The sequence below is a fragment of the Lysobacterales bacterium genome (assembly GCA_016703225.1).
Lineage (GTDB): Bacteria > Pseudomonadota > Gammaproteobacteria > Xanthomonadales > Ahniellaceae > JADKHK01.
Genome location: JADJCM010000002.1, coordinates 785203 through 801539, shown reverse-complemented (window position 1 = coordinate 801539; position 16337 = coordinate 785203). Strand labels below are relative to the sequence as shown.

At 64.4% G+C, this 16337-nt stretch carries 19 protein-coding genes and 2 pseudogenes; 8 read left to right on the top strand and 13 right to left on the bottom strand.

Annotated features, from left to right (window positions below):
• Nucleotides 1–22 precede the first annotated feature (22 nt).
• The 11 genes and pseudogenes from IPG63_12460 to IPG63_12410 form a co-directional block, all read right to left on the bottom strand.
• A pseudogene (locus IPG63_12460) lies at nucleotides 23–756 on the bottom strand (rRNA pseudouridine synthase).
• A gap of 3 nt (nucleotides 757–759) precedes the next feature.
• Nucleotides 760–1335 (bottom strand): DUF2058 family protein, encoded by a 576-nt coding sequence (locus tag IPG63_12455; protein MBK6728052.1) that lies wholly within the window; start codon nucleotides 1333–1335, stop codon nucleotides 760–762.
• Nucleotides 1336–1354: 19 nt separating this feature from the next.
• The gene (locus IPG63_12450; protein MBK6728051.1) at nucleotides 1355–1579 is read right to left on the bottom strand and encodes a SlyX family protein; all 225 of its coding nucleotides are present in this window, start codon (nucleotides 1577–1579) and stop codon (nucleotides 1355–1357) included.
• A 28-nt stretch (nucleotides 1580–1607) separates the two neighbouring features.
• On the bottom strand, nucleotides 1608–2414 hold the full coding sequence (locus IPG63_12445; protein ID MBK6728050.1) for a capsular biosynthesis protein: 807 nt from the start codon (nucleotides 2412–2414) through the stop codon (nucleotides 1608–1610).
• Nucleotides 2407–3384: an SDR family oxidoreductase gene (locus IPG63_12440; GenBank protein MBK6728049.1), complete on the bottom strand. Its 978-nt coding sequence runs from the start codon at nucleotides 3382–3384 to the stop codon at nucleotides 2407–2409. The genes IPG63_12445 and IPG63_12440 overlap by 8 nt, the downstream gene beginning before the upstream one ends.
• An 8-nt stretch (nucleotides 3385–3392) precedes the next feature.
• Nucleotides 3393–4740 (bottom strand): annotated as a pseudogene (locus IPG63_12435) (UDP-glucose/GDP-mannose dehydrogenase family protein).
• A 119-nt stretch (nucleotides 4741–4859) separates the two neighbouring features.
• Entirely contained in the window at nucleotides 4860–5513 is a 654-nt protein-coding gene (locus IPG63_12430; protein MBK6728048.1) for an FKBP-type peptidyl-prolyl cis-trans isomerase, read from the bottom strand.
• Between the two features lie 311 nt (nucleotides 5514–5824).
• Nucleotides 5825–6274, bottom strand: coding sequence for a 50S ribosomal protein L9 (rplI, locus tag IPG63_12425; protein ID MBK6728047.1), 450 nt, complete (start codon nucleotides 6272–6274; stop codon nucleotides 5825–5827).
• 13 nt (nucleotides 6275–6287) lie between these two features.
• Nucleotides 6288–6512: a 30S ribosomal protein S18 gene (locus tag IPG63_12420; protein ID MBK6728046.1), complete on the bottom strand. Its 225-nt coding sequence runs from the start codon at nucleotides 6510–6512 to the stop codon at nucleotides 6288–6290.
• 16 nt (nucleotides 6513–6528) lie between these two features.
• Nucleotides 6529–6918, bottom strand: coding sequence for a 30S ribosomal protein S6 (gene rpsF / locus IPG63_12415; GenBank protein MBK6728045.1), 390 nt, complete (start codon nucleotides 6916–6918; stop codon nucleotides 6529–6531).
• A gap of 289 nt (nucleotides 6919–7207) precedes the next feature.
• Nucleotides 7208–7534 carry an iron-sulfur cluster assembly accessory protein gene (locus IPG63_12410; GenBank protein MBK6728044.1) on the bottom strand — a complete coding sequence of 109 codons (327 nt, stop codon included), beginning with the start codon at nucleotides 7532–7534 and terminating at the stop codon, nucleotides 7208–7210.
• Between the two features lie 94 nt (nucleotides 7535–7628).
• Between IPG63_12410 and asnS the strand changes: the two genes are divergently transcribed.
• The 8 genes from asnS (at nucleotide 7629) to can (ending at nucleotide 14410) form a co-directional block, all read left to right on the top strand.
• Complete coding sequence (asnS, locus tag IPG63_12405; protein MBK6728043.1) at nucleotides 7629–9029, top strand: asparagine--tRNA ligase; 1401 nt, start codon at nucleotides 7629–7631, stop codon at nucleotides 9027–9029.
• Nucleotides 9030–9032: 3 nt separating this feature from the next.
• Nucleotides 9033–9362 carry a hypothetical protein gene (locus IPG63_12400; GenBank protein MBK6728042.1) on the top strand — a complete coding sequence of 110 codons (330 nt, stop codon included), beginning with the start codon at nucleotides 9033–9035 and terminating at the stop codon, nucleotides 9360–9362.
• Between the two features lie 19 nt (nucleotides 9363–9381).
• Nucleotides 9382–9699, top strand: coding sequence for a hypothetical protein (locus tag IPG63_12395; protein MBK6728041.1), 318 nt, complete (start codon nucleotides 9382–9384; stop codon nucleotides 9697–9699).
• Nucleotides 9700–9709: 10 nt separating this feature from the next.
• Nucleotides 9710–10498: an SDR family oxidoreductase gene (locus IPG63_12390; protein MBK6728040.1), complete on the top strand. Its 789-nt coding sequence runs from the start codon at nucleotides 9710–9712 to the stop codon at nucleotides 10496–10498.
• A 94-nt stretch (nucleotides 10499–10592) separates the two neighbouring features.
• Nucleotides 10593–10766, top strand: coding sequence for a hypothetical protein (locus tag IPG63_12385; GenBank protein ID MBK6728039.1), 174 nt, complete (start codon nucleotides 10593–10595; stop codon nucleotides 10764–10766).
• Between the two features lie 44 nt (nucleotides 10767–10810).
• The gene (locus IPG63_12380; GenBank protein MBK6728038.1) at nucleotides 10811–11296 is read left to right on the top strand and encodes a hypothetical protein; all 486 of its coding nucleotides are present in this window, start codon (nucleotides 10811–10813) and stop codon (nucleotides 11294–11296) included.
• Complete coding sequence (locus IPG63_12375; protein MBK6728037.1) at nucleotides 11296–13662, top strand: ABC transporter permease; 2367 nt, start codon at nucleotides 11296–11298, stop codon at nucleotides 13660–13662. The genes IPG63_12380 and IPG63_12375 overlap by 1 nt, the downstream gene beginning before the upstream one ends.
• Nucleotides 13663–13747: 85 nt before the next feature.
• On the top strand, nucleotides 13748–14410 hold the full coding sequence (gene can / locus IPG63_12370; GenBank protein MBK6728036.1) for a carbonate dehydratase: 663 nt from the start codon (nucleotides 13748–13750) through the stop codon (nucleotides 14408–14410).
• 10 nt (nucleotides 14411–14420) lie between these two features.
• On the opposite strand, the gene IPG63_12365 is transcribed toward can, so the two are convergent.
• On the bottom strand, nucleotides 14421–15797 hold the full coding sequence (locus IPG63_12365) for a 3-deoxy-7-phosphoheptulonate synthase class II (protein MBK6728035.1): 1377 nt from the start codon (nucleotides 15795–15797) through the stop codon (nucleotides 14421–14423).
• A gap of 28 nt (nucleotides 15798–15825) precedes the next feature.
• Nucleotides 15826–16332 (bottom strand): disulfide bond formation protein B, encoded by a 507-nt coding sequence (locus tag IPG63_12360; GenBank protein MBK6728034.1) that lies wholly within the window; start codon nucleotides 16330–16332, stop codon nucleotides 15826–15828.
• Nucleotides 16333–16337: the final 5 nt, after the last annotated feature.

Below are 16337 nucleotides of genomic sequence, written 5' to 3'. Positions count from 1 at the left end.
GCCCCGACATGGGGCCCCGGGATTATCCGCCGCTCGCCGGCGCTGGCAAATGCAGTGCAGCAATGTCGGATGCGCCCAGCACGCGCCACTCGCCCTTGTCCAGTGGACCGAGCTGCAGCGCGCCGATGGCCACGCGAACCAGGCGCATCACCGGATAGCCGAGCGTCTCCAGCATGCGCCGGATCTGGCGATTGCGGCCTTCATCGAGCACGATCTCCAGCCAGCAATTCTTCGCCCCACGACGCAGCTCGCGCGCCCGCAGCGCGCGCCAGCATTCGCCGTCGATGGACAGACCGCTTCCAGTTCCGCCAGACCTTCAGCCGTGGGCAATCCTCCGACTTGCACGTGGTAGGTCTTCTCGATGCCGCACCCGGGTTCGTTGATGGACGCGGCGAAACCGGGATCGTTGCTGAACAGCAGCAGCCCCTCGCTGGCGCGGTCCAAACGTCCGACCGGCGCTACCCACGGCAAGTTCGCGTTGGCGAAGCAGTCGTACACGGTCGCCCGCCCGTGCTCGTCCATGCGCGTGGTGATCAGACCGCGGCGCTTGTTCAGCATCAGATGCAGCGGAATCACCAGTTCGGCCTGCTCGCCATCGATGACGATTTCGGCATCGAGCGTGGTCGGTGCTTCGGCGTCGCGCACCACCCGCCCGGCCACACGCACGCGCCCCGCGGCGATCCAGCGCGCAGCCTCGGTGCGCGAACACAGGCCGCGCTTCGACAGGATGCGGGCAAGACCATAATGTGTCGCCATGCATCAGCCGCCAGCGTCGATTTCCGCGTTTCCGGCCGCGCCCGGCTCCTCGAGCAGCACCAGGCAGCGCGGCTCGATCTCGCGAACCTGCAGCGCAATCTCGCGCGCGACAATGCGGAAGTGTCCGTCCTGCATGACGATGCCGAGATCACCGGCGTTGATCGCGCTCACCTGTGCTTCGCTGCCGTAGACACGCTTGATCTTGCCCTGGTGCTCGAAGTGGCGCGGATGCTCGGCGTCCGCCAGATTCTGCGCCCTGCCTTCGAGCAATGCCGCCATGCGCAGCTTGCGCTCGCGCTTCTCGGCGGCCTTGCGCTCGGCATCGCGCCGCGCCTGCTCGGCCTCTTCGCGCTCGAGCTTGGCGCGCAACGCATAGGCGCGCGCCAGGTCGATTTCTTCCTGCGATCGGGTCTCGGCACGCGCCGCAGTCACCGGCTTGGCATGCGCGTGCGGCCGGCCATGTGCCGGTGATTTCCCGGGGCCGGTCGCCCTGGGCTGCTGCGGGCGCGGCTTCGGCACCTCGTACTTCTTGGGTGCGAAGCCGAGCTTCAGCATCTGGTCGCGCAGGGAATCGGTCATGACTGGACTGGGAGTGGGTTCAATAGTGCGGCGGTGGCGGCTCGTCGGCCGCATCGTGTCCGAGCGCAGCGCGCAACAGGATCACTTCATGCCGCAACTGCCGGAGTTCCTCCACCAGATCGACCAGGCGTCGTTCCTGGGTCGCGACCTGCGGATTCAAGGTTGCCACGACATCGTCCTGGAACGCGAAACGCGACTCCAGTTCGGCCAGGCGTGCATTGATTTCAGCGAGCGTCGAGGGCATGGCGAAAGTGTACTGGAGCCGAGTCGCCTCAGTTCGGAGCGAGCGCGGGAAAATGCATGGCGGCGATGCGCGCCGGGCGCAACGCAACCAGTTCCCAGGAAACGGCATCGCCCAGAATCTCCGCCGCGACCACGCGCCCGGGCTCGATGCGCGGCGGCTGGCGAACCAGATCATGGGCGTTGCTTGCGAGAATGGTGACCCAGCCTTCGCGCAGCAAGCGCAGCGAGGTCTCCTGCGCAAACGGTCCGCAGCCGCCGGCCAGCGCGTCGGCATCGACCTGCAACAGCAGCCCGGCGGCCACCAGCGGCGCCAGGCATTGCGGTCGCGACTGAACTTCGCGAATGCGCTCCGGATGCGCGAGCATCGGGCGAATGCCGCGGGTACGCATCCATTCGATCGCAGGCACGATCTTCGCCGGCAGTCGGGCATCGGAGAACTCGATCAGCACCACATAGTCATCCTGCCAGCGACCGAGCCATGGCAGATCGCCGGTCTGGATCGCCTGATGCAGAGCGGCGTCGAAACGGCACTCACCGGCGAGCGCGACTTCCATCGTCAGGCCGCGATCGACCAGTGCCTCGCGCAACCGGATCAGGCGCGTCGACAAGCGCACGATGCGTTCGGCGTAGGGTTTTCCGCGAAAGTGCGGCGTCAGCACCGCATGCGAGATGCCGTTGTGCGCAGCCTGCACGCACAGCTCCACCGCCGCCGACCAGGAAACCGGGCCGTTGTCGACACCGGGCAACGCGTGTACGTGCAGATCGACGAACGGCAGCAAGGGTGCCAGCGCGGTGGCGCCGCCGAGCATCCGCATCGCCTTGCGCTGCTCAGCCATGCCCTCGCTCCGCGCCCCCCGCAAGCAAGCCTTCGAAATAGGCGATGGCGACGCGCAGACCACTCTCGAGGTCGATTTTCGGCGTCCAGCCCAGCTCGCTGCTGGCACGGCTGATGTCGGGTTGCCGCTGGCGCGGGTCGTCGGTGGGCAACGGCCGCATCACGATGCACGACGACGAACCGGTCAGAGCGATCACCTTTTCGGCCAGCTCGCGGATGGTGAACTCCGCAGGATTGCCGAGATTGATCGGGCCGGTCACCCGATCCTCGGTCGCCATCAGCCGGATGAACCCCTCGATCAGATCATCGACGAAGCAGAACGAACGCGTCTGCTGACCTTCACCGTAGAGCGTGATCGGCTCGTTGCGCAGTGCCTGCATGATGAAGTTCGACACCACCCGACCGTCGTTAGGGTGCATGCGCGGGCCGTAGGTGTTGAAGATGCGCGCAACCTTGACGCGCAGTCCATGCTGGCGGTGGTAGTCGAAGAACAGCGTTTCGGCGCAGCGCTTGCCTTCGTCGTAGCACGAACGCGGTCCGATCGGATTCACGTGACCCCAGTAGTCCTCGCGCTGCGGATGTTGTTCGGGGTCACCGTAAACCTCGCTGGTCGAGGCCTGAAAGATCGGCGCACGCAGACGCTTGGCCAAGCCGAGCAGATTGATCGCGCCGTGCACGCTGGTCTTCGTCGTCTGCACCGGATCGTGCTGGTAGTGGATCGGCGATGCCGGACACGCCAGGTTCCAGATCTCATCGACCTCGACAAACAACGGCATGGTCACGTCATGGCGCAGGAACTCGAAACGCGGGTGTCCATGCAGGTGTGCGATATTGCGCTTGCTGCCGGTAAACAGGTTATCGACGCAGAGCACCTCGTGCCCGTCGGCGAGCAGGCGGTCGCACAGATGCGAGCCAAGGAAGCCGGCGCCGCCGGTGACCAGTACACGTCTGACCGAATCGTAGTCGCGCACGGAAATCCTCAGGTCATGGAAGGAGAAGCAACCGATCGCCCGCGACCGATGCCGTAATAGGCCAAGCCGGCGTCCTCGACCGATTTTGGATCGTAGATGTTGCGGCCATCGAACACGACCGGCGACTTCAAGGCAGCGCGGATCCGCTCGAAATCCGGGCTCCAGAACAGTTTCCACTCGGTCAGCACCACCAGGGCGTCCGCGCCCTCGACGGCAGCAAAGGGTTCATCACAGAGCATGAAGTCGTCACGCGGACCAAAAACGTGCGCGGCTTCCTTCATCGCCTCCGGGTCGTGCGCGCACCATGGCACCGGCCTCCCACAACTGCGCGAGCAGCACGCGCGCGGGGGCCTCGCGCATGTCGTCGGTATTCGGCTTGAACGCGAGCCCCCAGACGGCGATGGTGCGGCCTCGCAGGTCGCCGCCGAAGTGCTGTTGCAGCAACGCGAACACGCGGCTCTTCTGCGCGTCATTGACCGCCTCGACCGCAGCCAGAATGCGCGGCGTGTAGCCATGCTGGCGTGCGGTGCGGTCCAGCGCCTGCACGTCCTTCGGGAAACACGAACCGCCATAGCCGGCGCCGGGATAGATGAACGAGTAGCCGATACGCGGATCCGAGCCTATGCCGTGGCGCACATGCTCGATGTCGGCGCCGACGCGCTCGGCGATGTTGGCCATCTCGTTCATGAAACTGATCTTGGTCGCGAGCATCGCGTTCGCGGCGTACTTGGTCAGCTCGGCGGAACGCAGGTCCATCAGCACGAAGCGCTCGTGGTTGCGATTGAAGGGCGCGTAGAGCACTTTCAGGCGTTCCACCGCCTGCGCGCTGTCGGAGCCGATGACAATGCGATCCGGACGCATGCAGTCCTTGACCGCATCTCCCTCCTTCAGGAACTCCGGGTTGGAGACGACCTCGAAGCTCGCGTCCACACCGCGTGCGGCCAGTTCGGCGGAGATGGCGATGAGCACCCGATCCGCGGTGCCCACCGGCACCGTCGACTTGTTCACGACGATCGCATGACGCACCAGGTGCTGGCCAATCGTTCGCGCCACCGCGAGTACATGCGACAGGTCGGCGCTGCCATCCTCGCCCGGCGGCGTGCCGACGGCGATGAACAGAATCTCCGCGGTCGCGATTGCGCTCGCTGCGTCGGTGGTGAATTGCAGCCGCCCCGCTTTGTGGTTGGCATGGACCAGCTCATCGAGGCCGGGTTCGTAGATCGGCACGACACCCTGGTTGAGCCCCTCGACCTTGCGCGCATCGATATCCACGCAACGGATATGGTTGCCGACTTCGGCGAGACAAGCGCCGGTGACCAAGCCGACATAGCCGGTACCAAAGATGGTGACGTGCATGCATTCCTTCCCTGCATCGATGTCCGCGACGCTATCTTATCCGCCCCGCAGCAGCGCATGCGCCCCAAACGCGAACGCCGGCTTGCGCCGGCGTCCCGCAATCTTCGTCAAGCGATGACTCAGTTGACGATTTCGATCAGTTCGACGTCAAAGATCAACGTCGAGTTCGGCCCGATCGGACCCGGCGTGGCGCGATCACCGTAGGCCAAGTTGGAGGGGATGAAGAACTTGTACTTGGAGCCGACGGTCATCAGCTGCAGACCTTCGGTCCAGCCGGCGATGACGCCATTCAGCGGGAACTGTGCCGGCTCGCCACGATCGACCGAGCTGTCGAACTTGGTGCCGTCGAGCAGGGTGCCGGTGTAGTGCACCTTGACCGTCGACTCGGCCGTCGGCTTCTTGCCGGTGCCTTCCTTGACCACCGAGTACTGCAGGCCCGAGGCAGTCGTCTTCACACCCGGCTTGGATTTGTTCGCGGCCAGGAACTTGTCGCCCTCGGCCTTGTTCTTTCCGGCCAGCTCGGCGGTCTTCGCCTGCTGTGCCGCCTGCAGCTTCTGCATGAAGGTGTCACGCACCGCTTTCGATTCCTCGGCCGTCATCAGCAACTTGCCGCCGGAGAGTTGAGTCTTCATCGCGTCGATCACGATGTTGAGGTCGATCTCGTCCTTGATCTGGCCGACGCCGTTGGCCAGATCAAGGCCGACCATGTAGCTGACCTTTTCCTTTTCCGTGGTCAGCTTGTCGAGCGCGCTCGCCGACAGCGGCAGGGCCAGACCGACCGCTACTGCGGCTGCGAGAGCTGCTGCGAAAGAACTGCTTCATTCTTGTGTGCTCCAGGTTGGAACCGGCGTGGGCCGGGAAAAATGGCCGCGTATTGTCATGGCGAGTTGGCCTGGACGCAAACGGGCGGGAATTGGAACGTGTCGCGCACGACGAGTTCCGGTACCGAGAGGTGCCGTTGCCGCGCGTTCAAGGACGGATGCTGCGCACTGGGCCAAAAAAGAGCCCGCTGGGGTCAGCAGCGGGCTTTGAGTTTCCCTGAAGCAGCACTACCGGCCGAAGAAAGCCGGCAGATATTCGGCCATTACCCTTCGCCGACGACCGACAACTTGACGGTGCAGTGCACATCAGCGTGCAGTGCGACGTGGATGTCGAATTCGCCGGCTCGACGGATCGGACCTTCCCCGAGAATCACTTCGGCCTTGGAAAGCGGGAAACCCGCATTCGTGAAGGCGTCAGCGATATCTCGCGGACCGACCGAGCCGTAGAGCTTGCCTTCCGTGCTGGCATTGGCGCGAACTGTTACCGCGGCGGCTTCGAGTTTCTGCTTGCGCGCTTCGGCATCTGCCAGCAGGCCATTGGCCTTGGCTTCATACTCGGCGCGGCGCTTCTCGAACTCCGCCACGTTGGTCGCAGTGGCCGGAGCGGCCTTGCCCTGCGGGACCAGATAATTACGCCCGTAACCGGGCTTGACGTTGACCTTGTCGCCGAGGGCGCCGAGGTTCACAACTTTCTGCAGAAGAATCAGTTCCATTGCGGCTCGCTCCTCAGTGGTTGTCGCAATACGGCAGCAACGCCAGGAAACGCGCACGCTTGACGGCAGTGGTGAGCTGACGCTGGTAGCGCGACTTGGTGCCGGTGATGCGGCTGGGAACGATCTTGCCGGTCTCGGTCAGGTACTGACGAAGGGTGTTGAGATCCTTGTAATCGATCTCTTTGACACCTTCGGCGGTGAATCGGCAGAACTTCTTGCGGCGGAAAAACTTGGACATGTTGGCTCCTCGTGACTCAGGCGGCGTCTTCGAATTCGGCGTCGCTGAAGCCTTCTTCGCTGTTGCGACGGCTCGGCTTCTCATCCTTCATCTTCGCGATCGGCGACTGTTCGGTCGCCGCATCTTCGCGAGTCGTGATCAGATGACGCAGCACGGCGTCGTTGAAGCGGAACGAGGACTGCAGTTCATTCAGGACCGCTTGGCTGCACTCGATGTTCATCAACACGTAGTGGGCTTTGCCGAGATCCTGGATCGAATAGGCGAGTTGGCGGCGACCCCAGTCTTCAAGACGGTGGATCGTGCCCTGGTCGCCTTCGATGAGCGTCTTGTATCGCTCGATCATCGCCGGAACCTGCTCGCTCTGGTCGGGGTGGACCAGGAAAACAATTTCATAGTGACGCATCAAAAAAACTCCTTGCGGACTTGTAGGCCTCCCGAAGTGGAACCGGTGAGGCAAGGTCCTGTCGGCCAGCGGCTGACAGGGGACGGAAGCTTAGCCGAGGCCCGCCCCTGCCGCAATGCAAAAGTCGTGAAAAATCAGCGGATTAGTTCAGCTTTCCCAAGCCGTATCAGAGACTTAGGCGATCTATCCACAAGCGCAAAAAATTTTCGGCCGACACTTCAAGCCAAGCGCCATGACCTACGTCGACACGGCTGTTTTCATTGGCTTTTTGTTGGGGCGCCGAAGACCAATCTCAAGCGGTGGTGAAACTTTCCCCACACCCACACTGGGCCGCCACGTTCGGGTTGCGGAACTGGAACTGGGCGTTAAACCCCTGGCGGGCATAGTCGATCTCGGTGCCGTCGACCCAGGCCAGGCAATCGCGGTCGACGAGCACGCGGATCCCGCGTGATTCAAACACCACATCACTGGCCCCGATCGCATCAGCCAGATCGACCACATAGGCAAAGCCGGAACATCCGGTCTTGCGTACGCCAAAGCGCAGACCAACCGCCTCCGGTTTCTCGCGCAGGAAGCCGGCCACGCGCTCGGCCGCCGATTCGGAAAGTTGAATGCCCATCGTGCTCCACTCCATGCCGTCGGGTGTGCGCGCTCGGATATGATCGCGCGTTCCATGGCGACCGTTCGGGTCGCCGCCAACGGAGTTTCAGGGCATGAGTGTAGCAAGCGTGCGCGAAGCACTCGCCGGTCGTGTCGCGATCGGTGAAAAAATCACGGTTCGCGGCTGGGTGCGCACCCGACGCGATTCGAAGGCCGGCATTTCCTTCGTCACCGTCAACGATGGGTCCGGGCAGGAGTCGATCCAGCTGGTAGTGCCGAACACGGTCGCGAATTACGAACGCGAGATCGTGCACCTGACCGCCGGCTGTGCGGTCATCGCCTCCGGCACCCTGGTGCAGTCGCAGGGAAAGGGCCAGAGCTACGAAATCCAGGCCGATTCGGTCGAGGTGACCGGCATGGTCGACGACCCCGAAACCTATCCGATCCAGCCCAAGCCGCACACGATGGAGTTCCTGCGCGAAGTGGCGCACCTGCGCCCGCGCACCAACACCTTCGGTGCGGTTGCCCGCGTCCGCCACAGCATCGCCCAGGCGATCCACCGCTATTTCCACGAGCGTGGCTTCTTCTGGGTGAACACACCGATCGTGACCGCCAGCGACTGCGAAGGCGCCGGCCAGATGTTCCGCGTCTCGACGCTCGATCTCGCGAACCTTCCGCGCACCGACAAGGGCGCGATCGACTGGAACAAGGATTTCTTCGGCAAGGAGGCCTACCTGACGGTCTCGGGCCAACTCAACGTCGAGGCCTATTGCCTGGCGCTCAGCAAGGTCTACACCTTCGGCCCGACCTTCCGTGCCGAGAACTCGAACACGACGCGCCACCTCGCCGAGTTCTGGATGATCGAACCCGAGATCGCGTTCGCCGACCTGAACGATGATGCGAGCCTGGCCGAGGATTTCCTGAAGTACATCTTTCAGGCCGTGCTCGCCGAGCGCGGCGACGACATGGCCTTCATCAACGACCGCATCGAGAAGACGGCAATCGCCCGTCTGGAGAGCTTCATCTCCGCACCGTTCGAGCGCGTCGACTACGGTCAGGCCATCGATCTGCTGAAGAAATCCGGCGAGAAGTTCGACTACCCGGTCGAATGGGGCCTCGACCTGCAGACCGAGCACGAGCGTTGGCTGACGGAGAAGCACATCGGCCGTCCGACCGTGGTGATGAACTACCCGGAGCAGATCAAGTCGTTCTACATGCGCCTGAACGATGACGGCCGCACGGTTGCCGCGATGGACGTGCTCGCTCCCGGCATCGGCGAGATCATCGGCGGATCGCAGCGTGAAGAACGCCTCGACCATCTCGACGCGCGCATCGCGAAGTTCGGACTGAACCCCGACAGCTATCAGTGGTACCGCGACCTGCGCCGCTACGGCACCGTGCCACACGCTGGCTTCGGGCTCGGCTTCGAGCGCCTGGTGGTGTACGTCTGCGGACTTGGCAACATCCGCGACGCGATCCCCTATCCGCGCGTGCCGGGCTCGGCCGAGTTCTGAGCGATGGCCGGCCTGGACCGCTCGCAGCTGTTGCTGTTTGCCGCGCTCGGCGACCTGGTGTTCGCAGCAATCTTCGCGGTAGCCGCCGCGCTGCTGCTGCGCCGGCTCCTGGCGCGGCTGGTCGAGCGCCACCCGAAGGTGGCACTGCACCTGATCGAGCCCGTCGCGGGCCGTGCGCAGCGGCTGCATGCTTACCTGAAAGCACGCGAGTCGCGGCATTTGAACGACCCGCGCGCACATGCGTTCGCCTTCGGCGCCTACGTCTGCGCCTGGTGCGTGCTGTTCCTTCTGCTACTGGCGCCGCTGACCTTGCTCGCCGCCCTGATCCTCTGATCCGCAACCAGGAATTCCGATGTCCTCAACACAATGGTGGCTCGTCACCTTCGGCGACCGACTGCACTGGGCACGACTCACGGTACTCGCCAACGGCACCGCCGAGGTCTTCAGCGCCAACGGCGAAACCGAGCGCTTTCCCGACGAAGACGCCGCGAAGTCGGCGCTGTTCGACGCCGAGTATCGAGCCTTCGACGGCATCGACGAGGACGACGCCGAATTGATGGGCTTTGACCTCGACAGCGTCACCCCCCCGCATACCGGCATGGATGCGTCCGAGGCGGACGATGAGTCACTGCTCGAACAGATGACCATGCAACTGACTCCGCGTGACTGATCCGACACCGATGAATCTGCATCTCACCGGCAAGCACGCGCTGGTTTGTGGCGCATCCCGCGGCATTGGTCGCGCGGCTGCCGAGGCCTTGGCCGGTCTGGGTGCGGACGTAACCGTGCTCGCGCGCGACCGCGATGCGCTCGATGCGCTGGCCCGCACGCTGCCGAAGATGCACGGCACACAGCGTCATGGCTGGTTGGCCGCGGATGTCGCCGACACCATCGCGCTGCGCAGTGCGGTGGAAGCCATGGTCGCGGCGCACCCGGTGCAGATTCTGATCAACAACACCGGCGGCCCCAATCCGGGACTCGCAATCGAAGCCAGTGGCGACCAGTTCGTCGATACCTTCCGTCGCCATCTGCTCGCAAGCCACGCGCTGGTGCAGGCCACGATCGGCGGCATGAGGGCCGCCGGTTACGGCCGCATCATCAATGTCATCTCGACCTCGGTGAAGGAACCCATCCGCAACCTCGGCGTGTCCAACACCATCCGCGGCGCCGTCGCGAGCTGGGCCAAGACGCTGGCCGCCGAACTCGCGCCACACGGCATCACCGTCAACAACGTACTGCCCGGTTTCACGCGCACACAGCGCCTGGAACAGATCATCGCGGAACGCGTCGCCGCCACTGGCAAGTCGCGCGACGAGATCGAGAGCGGCATGCTCGCCTCGGTCCCGGCCGCACGCTTCGCCGAAGCCGCAGAAGTCGCCGCCGCCATCGCCTTCCTCGCCTCGCCCGCCGCCAGCTACATCAACGGCATCAACCTCCCCGTCGACGGCGGCCGCACGCAGTCGCTGTGATGTGGTCTTTGCCACATTGCTTGACAATCCCCCCCCCCTAATCAGACTCCGCCGCCCTTTGGCAATCAGGCCAAAGCAAACAGGAGAAGTGAGAATGAAGAAGAACAATCTCGCCAAGTGGACCGTCGCGATCGCATTGGCCTTGTCAGCCGGTACGGCCTTGGCTGCCCAGGTTTGTGTCGGCCGATTCAACTCCAATCACCAGCTCGTAGGATTCTGGTGTTGCGATACTGTCCGCATCGGCAATTGCGGCTACGTTGAATTTTGAACGATAGCGGGACCTCATGGTCCCGCTTCTTTTCGGAGCCATTCATGAGTCGATCCCACAGTCTGTTTCTAGTTTCATGCATGGCACTCGCCAAGGCCTCCACTGCTGCAGCCGGAACCGACCCCGGCATTTCGCTGAAACCAAAGGTCCTGCGTCAAATGATGCAGGCGACCACCGAACCCAAGGCGACCATCGACGCGCGCACACCCATGGCTGCAGGCATGGAGGGGGCGATCCCTTTTCCAGCCGCAATCGCATTCGCTGCGGATGGCTGCTTCGCTGGCTACTTCAGCCAAGAACGCCTGGAAGAATTGCAGTTTGAGTGCATTCAGGGCACCGATACGCTCGATCTGCGCAAGATCGACGCCGCAACGTTCGCACAGGCAAAAGGCAGGCGCGTGGTGCTCGAACTCATTCCATCCTTTGCAAAGCCTTGCGCGCCGTGCGCGGCCGCGCCCGAGGCCCTTCGCTCGCTTCTGCGCAAGCGCAAGCTCGACGTGAAGATCGCGCTCGCGGATATCGGCTACTGATGCCACGGACTCGTCTGCTGGCGAGTTCTCTGGCAATCCTGTCCGGGGTTGCGCTGGCCGGGGTGCTGGTGGCGTTCGCGCTGGCGCGGCTGGCGGCGCACCCGAGTGTGCCGGGCACGCAGCCGCGCGCGGACTTCGTCACACTGGTTCCGGTCGGCATCGGCTCCGAGTTCAGCGACGGTGGTCACATCAGTTACGACTCGCTCGCACACTGGTTCCCCGCTCCGAGCCAGGCAGTCACCGCAATCGCGACACAGCGACAAGTCGTGCGCGGTGACGGCAGCGGCGAGCGCGTCGCCATGGGCTTCTTCGGCGGCCCGCTGTTCGAGGGCCTCGGGGTTGAGGTGGAAGGGCACATTCCAGCGCAACCGAGCCTGGAAGCTTCGCTCGCCGGACCGCGGCCGGCGCAGCCGGAACTGCTGGTGCGGCGCTCGCTCGCGCTGCGCTGGTTCGGTTCCACACGCGCCGCACTCGGTCAACGGGTCGAAATCGATACCCTGGTCGCGCCGATGACTGGCGAACGCGTCACGTTCGCCATCGCCGGCGTGTTCGACGATGACTTCGCCGGCCCGTCGGCAGCGACCCAAGCCGATGTCTGGATTCCGCTGAGCACCTGGCCGGAAATGATGATGCCGGCACAGCAGCGGCAACTCATGCGCTCGTTGCCCACCGAGTTCATCGGCGCGCTGACCGGGGATGGCGTGGTGGCGATGCAGTCGCGACTACATGCGGCCATGCAAGCCAGTGGCAGCGCACGCGATCTGCGCCTGCTGGCGATGCCCGGACTCGGACTGGAGGGCAGCACCCGCCTCGTGTACGCACGTTGGGCCCGCACCCTGCAGCTGTTTGCCGGTGGTCTCGGCGCGATGTTGCTCGCGTTCGCGTTCGCGATGCGCTGGCTGGATCTGGCGAACCGGGAATCTGAGGACCGCACCCGCGCCGCACTCGGCGAGCGCGCTAGCCACTGGTGGCGGCGCAACCTGCGCATTTCCGCGCAGCAAGTGGCCGGCACGCTGGTATCGACCGCGACCGCGCTGCTGTTCGTGCACTTCGCATCCGGGTCCGCCGGCGAGGGGCCGCTCGCGACCGCCATCGACGGCATTGCCGGTGCGCCCATTTCCTGGTTCGTCGTCGGCGTGTTTGTACTGCTGCTCGCGCTGGCGCCCCTGGCGGCGCAGCGATTGCAGCGGCGACTGGGCCAAGGCGGCGCGTACGCGCATCCGCCATTGGCTGTCGCGCGCATGCTGATCGTGCTCGCGATTTCCGCGGTGGCGGCACTGGCGGCCGCCTCTGCGCTCGGAGTGCTGCAACTGGAGCACTTGCGCGAGCGCGATCTCGGCTTCGACGCCAAGCGGCTCTCGATCACAGAGCGCTCCTCCGCCTTATCCGACAGCGCTCTCTCGCGCATGACCGACGGCCGCGCGGCGACACCGCTGCTCGCCGATCTGGCGCAACTCGGCATTGCCGCTGCCAACGCCGGCCCAGTGCAACATCCGTCTCTGATCCAGGGTAGCCTGGCCCGCGACGGCGGCACGGGCGAAGTGCAGCTCCTCACGGTGAACTTCGTCTCCGCGAACTACTTCGATGTGATCGGCCTGCGCGCCGAAAGCCACTGCGGTGCCTTTGCCGCATTCGCGCCGACGCAAGCCATCGCCAACCGCGCCTTCCTGCGCAAGTTCGACCTGCACCCGGGGCAACCCATGCCGACGCTGACGCTGTCGCTGCCCGGCGGCGAGTCGGCGATCACCCTGTGCGGCAGCGTCGCCGACGGTCAGTTCGATGATGTCCGTGCCGATCCGCGACCGACCCTCTACATGCCGCTGCAACGCCTGGGTGACCTGGGGGTGTTGATCGCATCCACCCGATCGTCCGGCAACGGCGGTGATGCGCTCGCGTCGGTGCTCGATCGCCATGCACACGACATCGAGTGGCAGCCCTGGCAAACGCTCACCGCCCGGATCGAGACGCAGCTTCAGGACGAACGCATGCTCAGCCAATCCGGGTTGCTGGCGCTCACACTCGCGCTGGCACTCGGCATCGCTGTCTGCGCCGCAACGGTGATGACCGCCGCCGCCATGCACGCGCGCCAGCTCGCCATCCGCGCCGCCCTCGGCGCGTCGCGTCGGCGCCTGCTGCTGCATCTGTTTGTCCCATCGAGCACCACGACCCAAGGCATATTTGCCGCCGTGGCTGCGGGTTCGGCATGGCTCGCGCTGCGGCAACTGGACGCATCCGGCAGCGACGCCTGGCTCTCGCTCGCGGGCGCGGCAGCGGCGGCGATGACCGCCGTCCTCGCCGCCATGATCTTCGTCGCCCGCGCGGTCCGAGAAGAACGACTGCGCGACTGGCTGGCCGATCGCCAATGACTTCGAGGCTGGCGGAGGTGCGACAATCCGCACCCCGTGCCCGCCTCCAGGGACCGGCCACGACCAAGCGCGCTGCGGAGCCACGATGGACGAACTCGACGACTTGCTGGAACGCAATCGCCACTGGGCCGAGTCGGTCAAACTGGGCGATCCGGATTTCTTCCGGCAGCTGTCGCAGCAGCAGAATCCGCGCTATCTGTGGATCGGCTGTTCCGACTCACGGGTTCCGGCGAATCAGATTCTGGGCCTGCTGCCGGGCGAGATTTTCGTGCATCGCAATGTCGCCAACGTCGTCGTGCATGCCGATCTGAATTGCCTCTCGGTGCTGCAATTCGCGATCGACGTGCTCCAGGTCGAGCACATCATGCTGGTGGGACACTACGGCTGCGGCGGCGTGCGCGCGGTGCTCGACGGTGTCCGCCTCGGCCTGGTCGACAATTGGTTGCGCCATGTCGGGGCCGTGCTGCAAAAACACCGCGACGTCATCGGGGAGATCGACACTGCTGCAATGCAGCACGCGCGGCTGTGCGAACTCAACGTGATCGAGCAGGTGGTCAACATCTGCCAGACCACGATGGTGCAGGACGCCTGGGAGCGCGGCCAGAAACTGGCCGTGCATGGGCTGGTCTACTCGCTGTTCGATGGTCGCCTGCGCGACCTCGGCATCACCACGGCGCAGCATGGCGCGCTGACCGACGCCTACGTGCGCGCGCTCGCCCAACTCGGCGCCGCCCGCTCCGACTACTGACCCGAACGGCTCAGGTTGCGGCCAGTCCCGCTCGTGACGACTGATCTTCCTGCACGCGGCCGCGCTTGTGCACGATCATCATCGCCAATTCCAGCGACTGCTCGTAGTTCAGGCGCGGATCGACGCTGGATTTGTAGGCGCGTTCCAGATCGATTTCGGTCAGATCGCGCGCGCCGCCCATGCATTCGGTGACATTTTCGCCGGTCAATTCCAGATGCACGCCGCCAAGCCGCGTTCCGGCGGCAGCATGGATATCGAAGCCCTGCTCAAGCTCGTCGCGGATGTTCTCGAAGCGGCGCGTCTTGTAGCCATTCGCCGTGCTCTCGGTGTTGCCGTGCATCGGGTCGGCGCACCACAGCACATTCTTGCCCTCGCGACGCACTGCCTCCAGCAGTGGCGGTAGTGCGGCGGCAATCTTGGCCGCGCCCATGCGGTGGATCAGGGTCAGCTTGCCCGGCTCGTTGAGCGGGTTCAGGAAGTCGATCACCGCCAGCAACTGATCCGCGCTCACGCCTGGCCCCACTTTCAGCCCGACCGGATTCTGGATGCCGCGGCAGTACTGCGCATGCGCGCCATCGAGTGCCGCGGTCCGCATGCCGATCCACGGAAAATGCGTCGACAGGTTGAACCAGCCGGGATTGCGCGGCACCTGGCGCGTCACGGCTTCTTCGTAGTGCAGCAACAATGCCTCGTGCGACGTAAAAAAATCGACGCGAGTGAAGCTGCCGATCGGTTCTCCTGCCAGCGTCTCCATGAAGCGCACCGACTCGCCGATGGCTTCGACCATGCGCCGATATTCGCGCTGCAGCGGCGAGTACTCGACCCAGCCAAGATCCCAGTACTCGGGATGGTGCAGGTCGGCGAAGCCGCCGTCGATCAGCGCGCGCACGAAATTCATCGTCATCGCCGAGTGCGCATGTGCGCGCAGCAAGCGCTCCGGGTCCGGGATGCGCGCCTGCGCGCTGAACTCCGGCGCATTGACGATATCGCCGCGATAGCTCGGTAGCGATACCCCGTTGCGTTCCTCCAGATCGGTGGAACGCGGCTTCGCGTACTGACCGGCGAAGCGGCCGATACGCACTACCGGCAGCTTGAGGCCGTGCACCAAGGCCACACTCATCTGTAGCAGCACCTTGAGGCGATTGGTGATCGTGGTCGAATCACACTCACTGAAACTCTCGGCGCAATCCCCCCCCTGCAGCAGGAAACGCCTGCCTTCGGCGGCCTCTGCCAGGTGTCGCTTCAGGGTCAGGATCTCGAGCGAGGTGACGAGCGGCGGCAAGCGGCGAAGTTGCGCCATGCAACGCTCCAGATGCTCGGCATCCGGATACGTCGGCTGTTGCGCGGCGGGTCGTTCGCGCCACTGCGCGGGGGTCCAGGTGGTCATGCGTCGTGATGTCCTGACAGAGCCGCACTCAACGGACGCGGCGAAAACCGTAGTAGAGCGCCGCAATGAAGAAGGCGATGAAACAGAACAGCACCCAGTTCGGCATGGACAGCCCGAGAAAGGTCCAGTCGATGACGCCACAGTCCTGGTCGCGGATGAAGATGGTCTTCAATACCTTCAACGCATCAAAGTATTCAAGCGCATACTGCAGCGACGGGGCGCAGCCATCGAGCTCTTCTGGCGACAGACTCTGCAGGTACACATGCCGTCCCGCGATGTAGATGCCAAGCGCAGCCCACAGCGCAGTCAGCGCGCCGTACACGCGCCAACCCCAGGCCTTGGGTGCATGCAGGGCGGCGATCAATGCGGTCAGCCCCACGGCGCACACGAAAACGCGTTGCACCATGCACAACATGCACGGCTCAAGGCCCTGCACGTACTGCGCGTAGAAGGCATAGCCCATCAGCCCGGTGCAGATCAGGAAGGCCGCGAGGAATGCGGACCGATTACTCCAGGCGAGCAGATTGAGACTCATGGAAT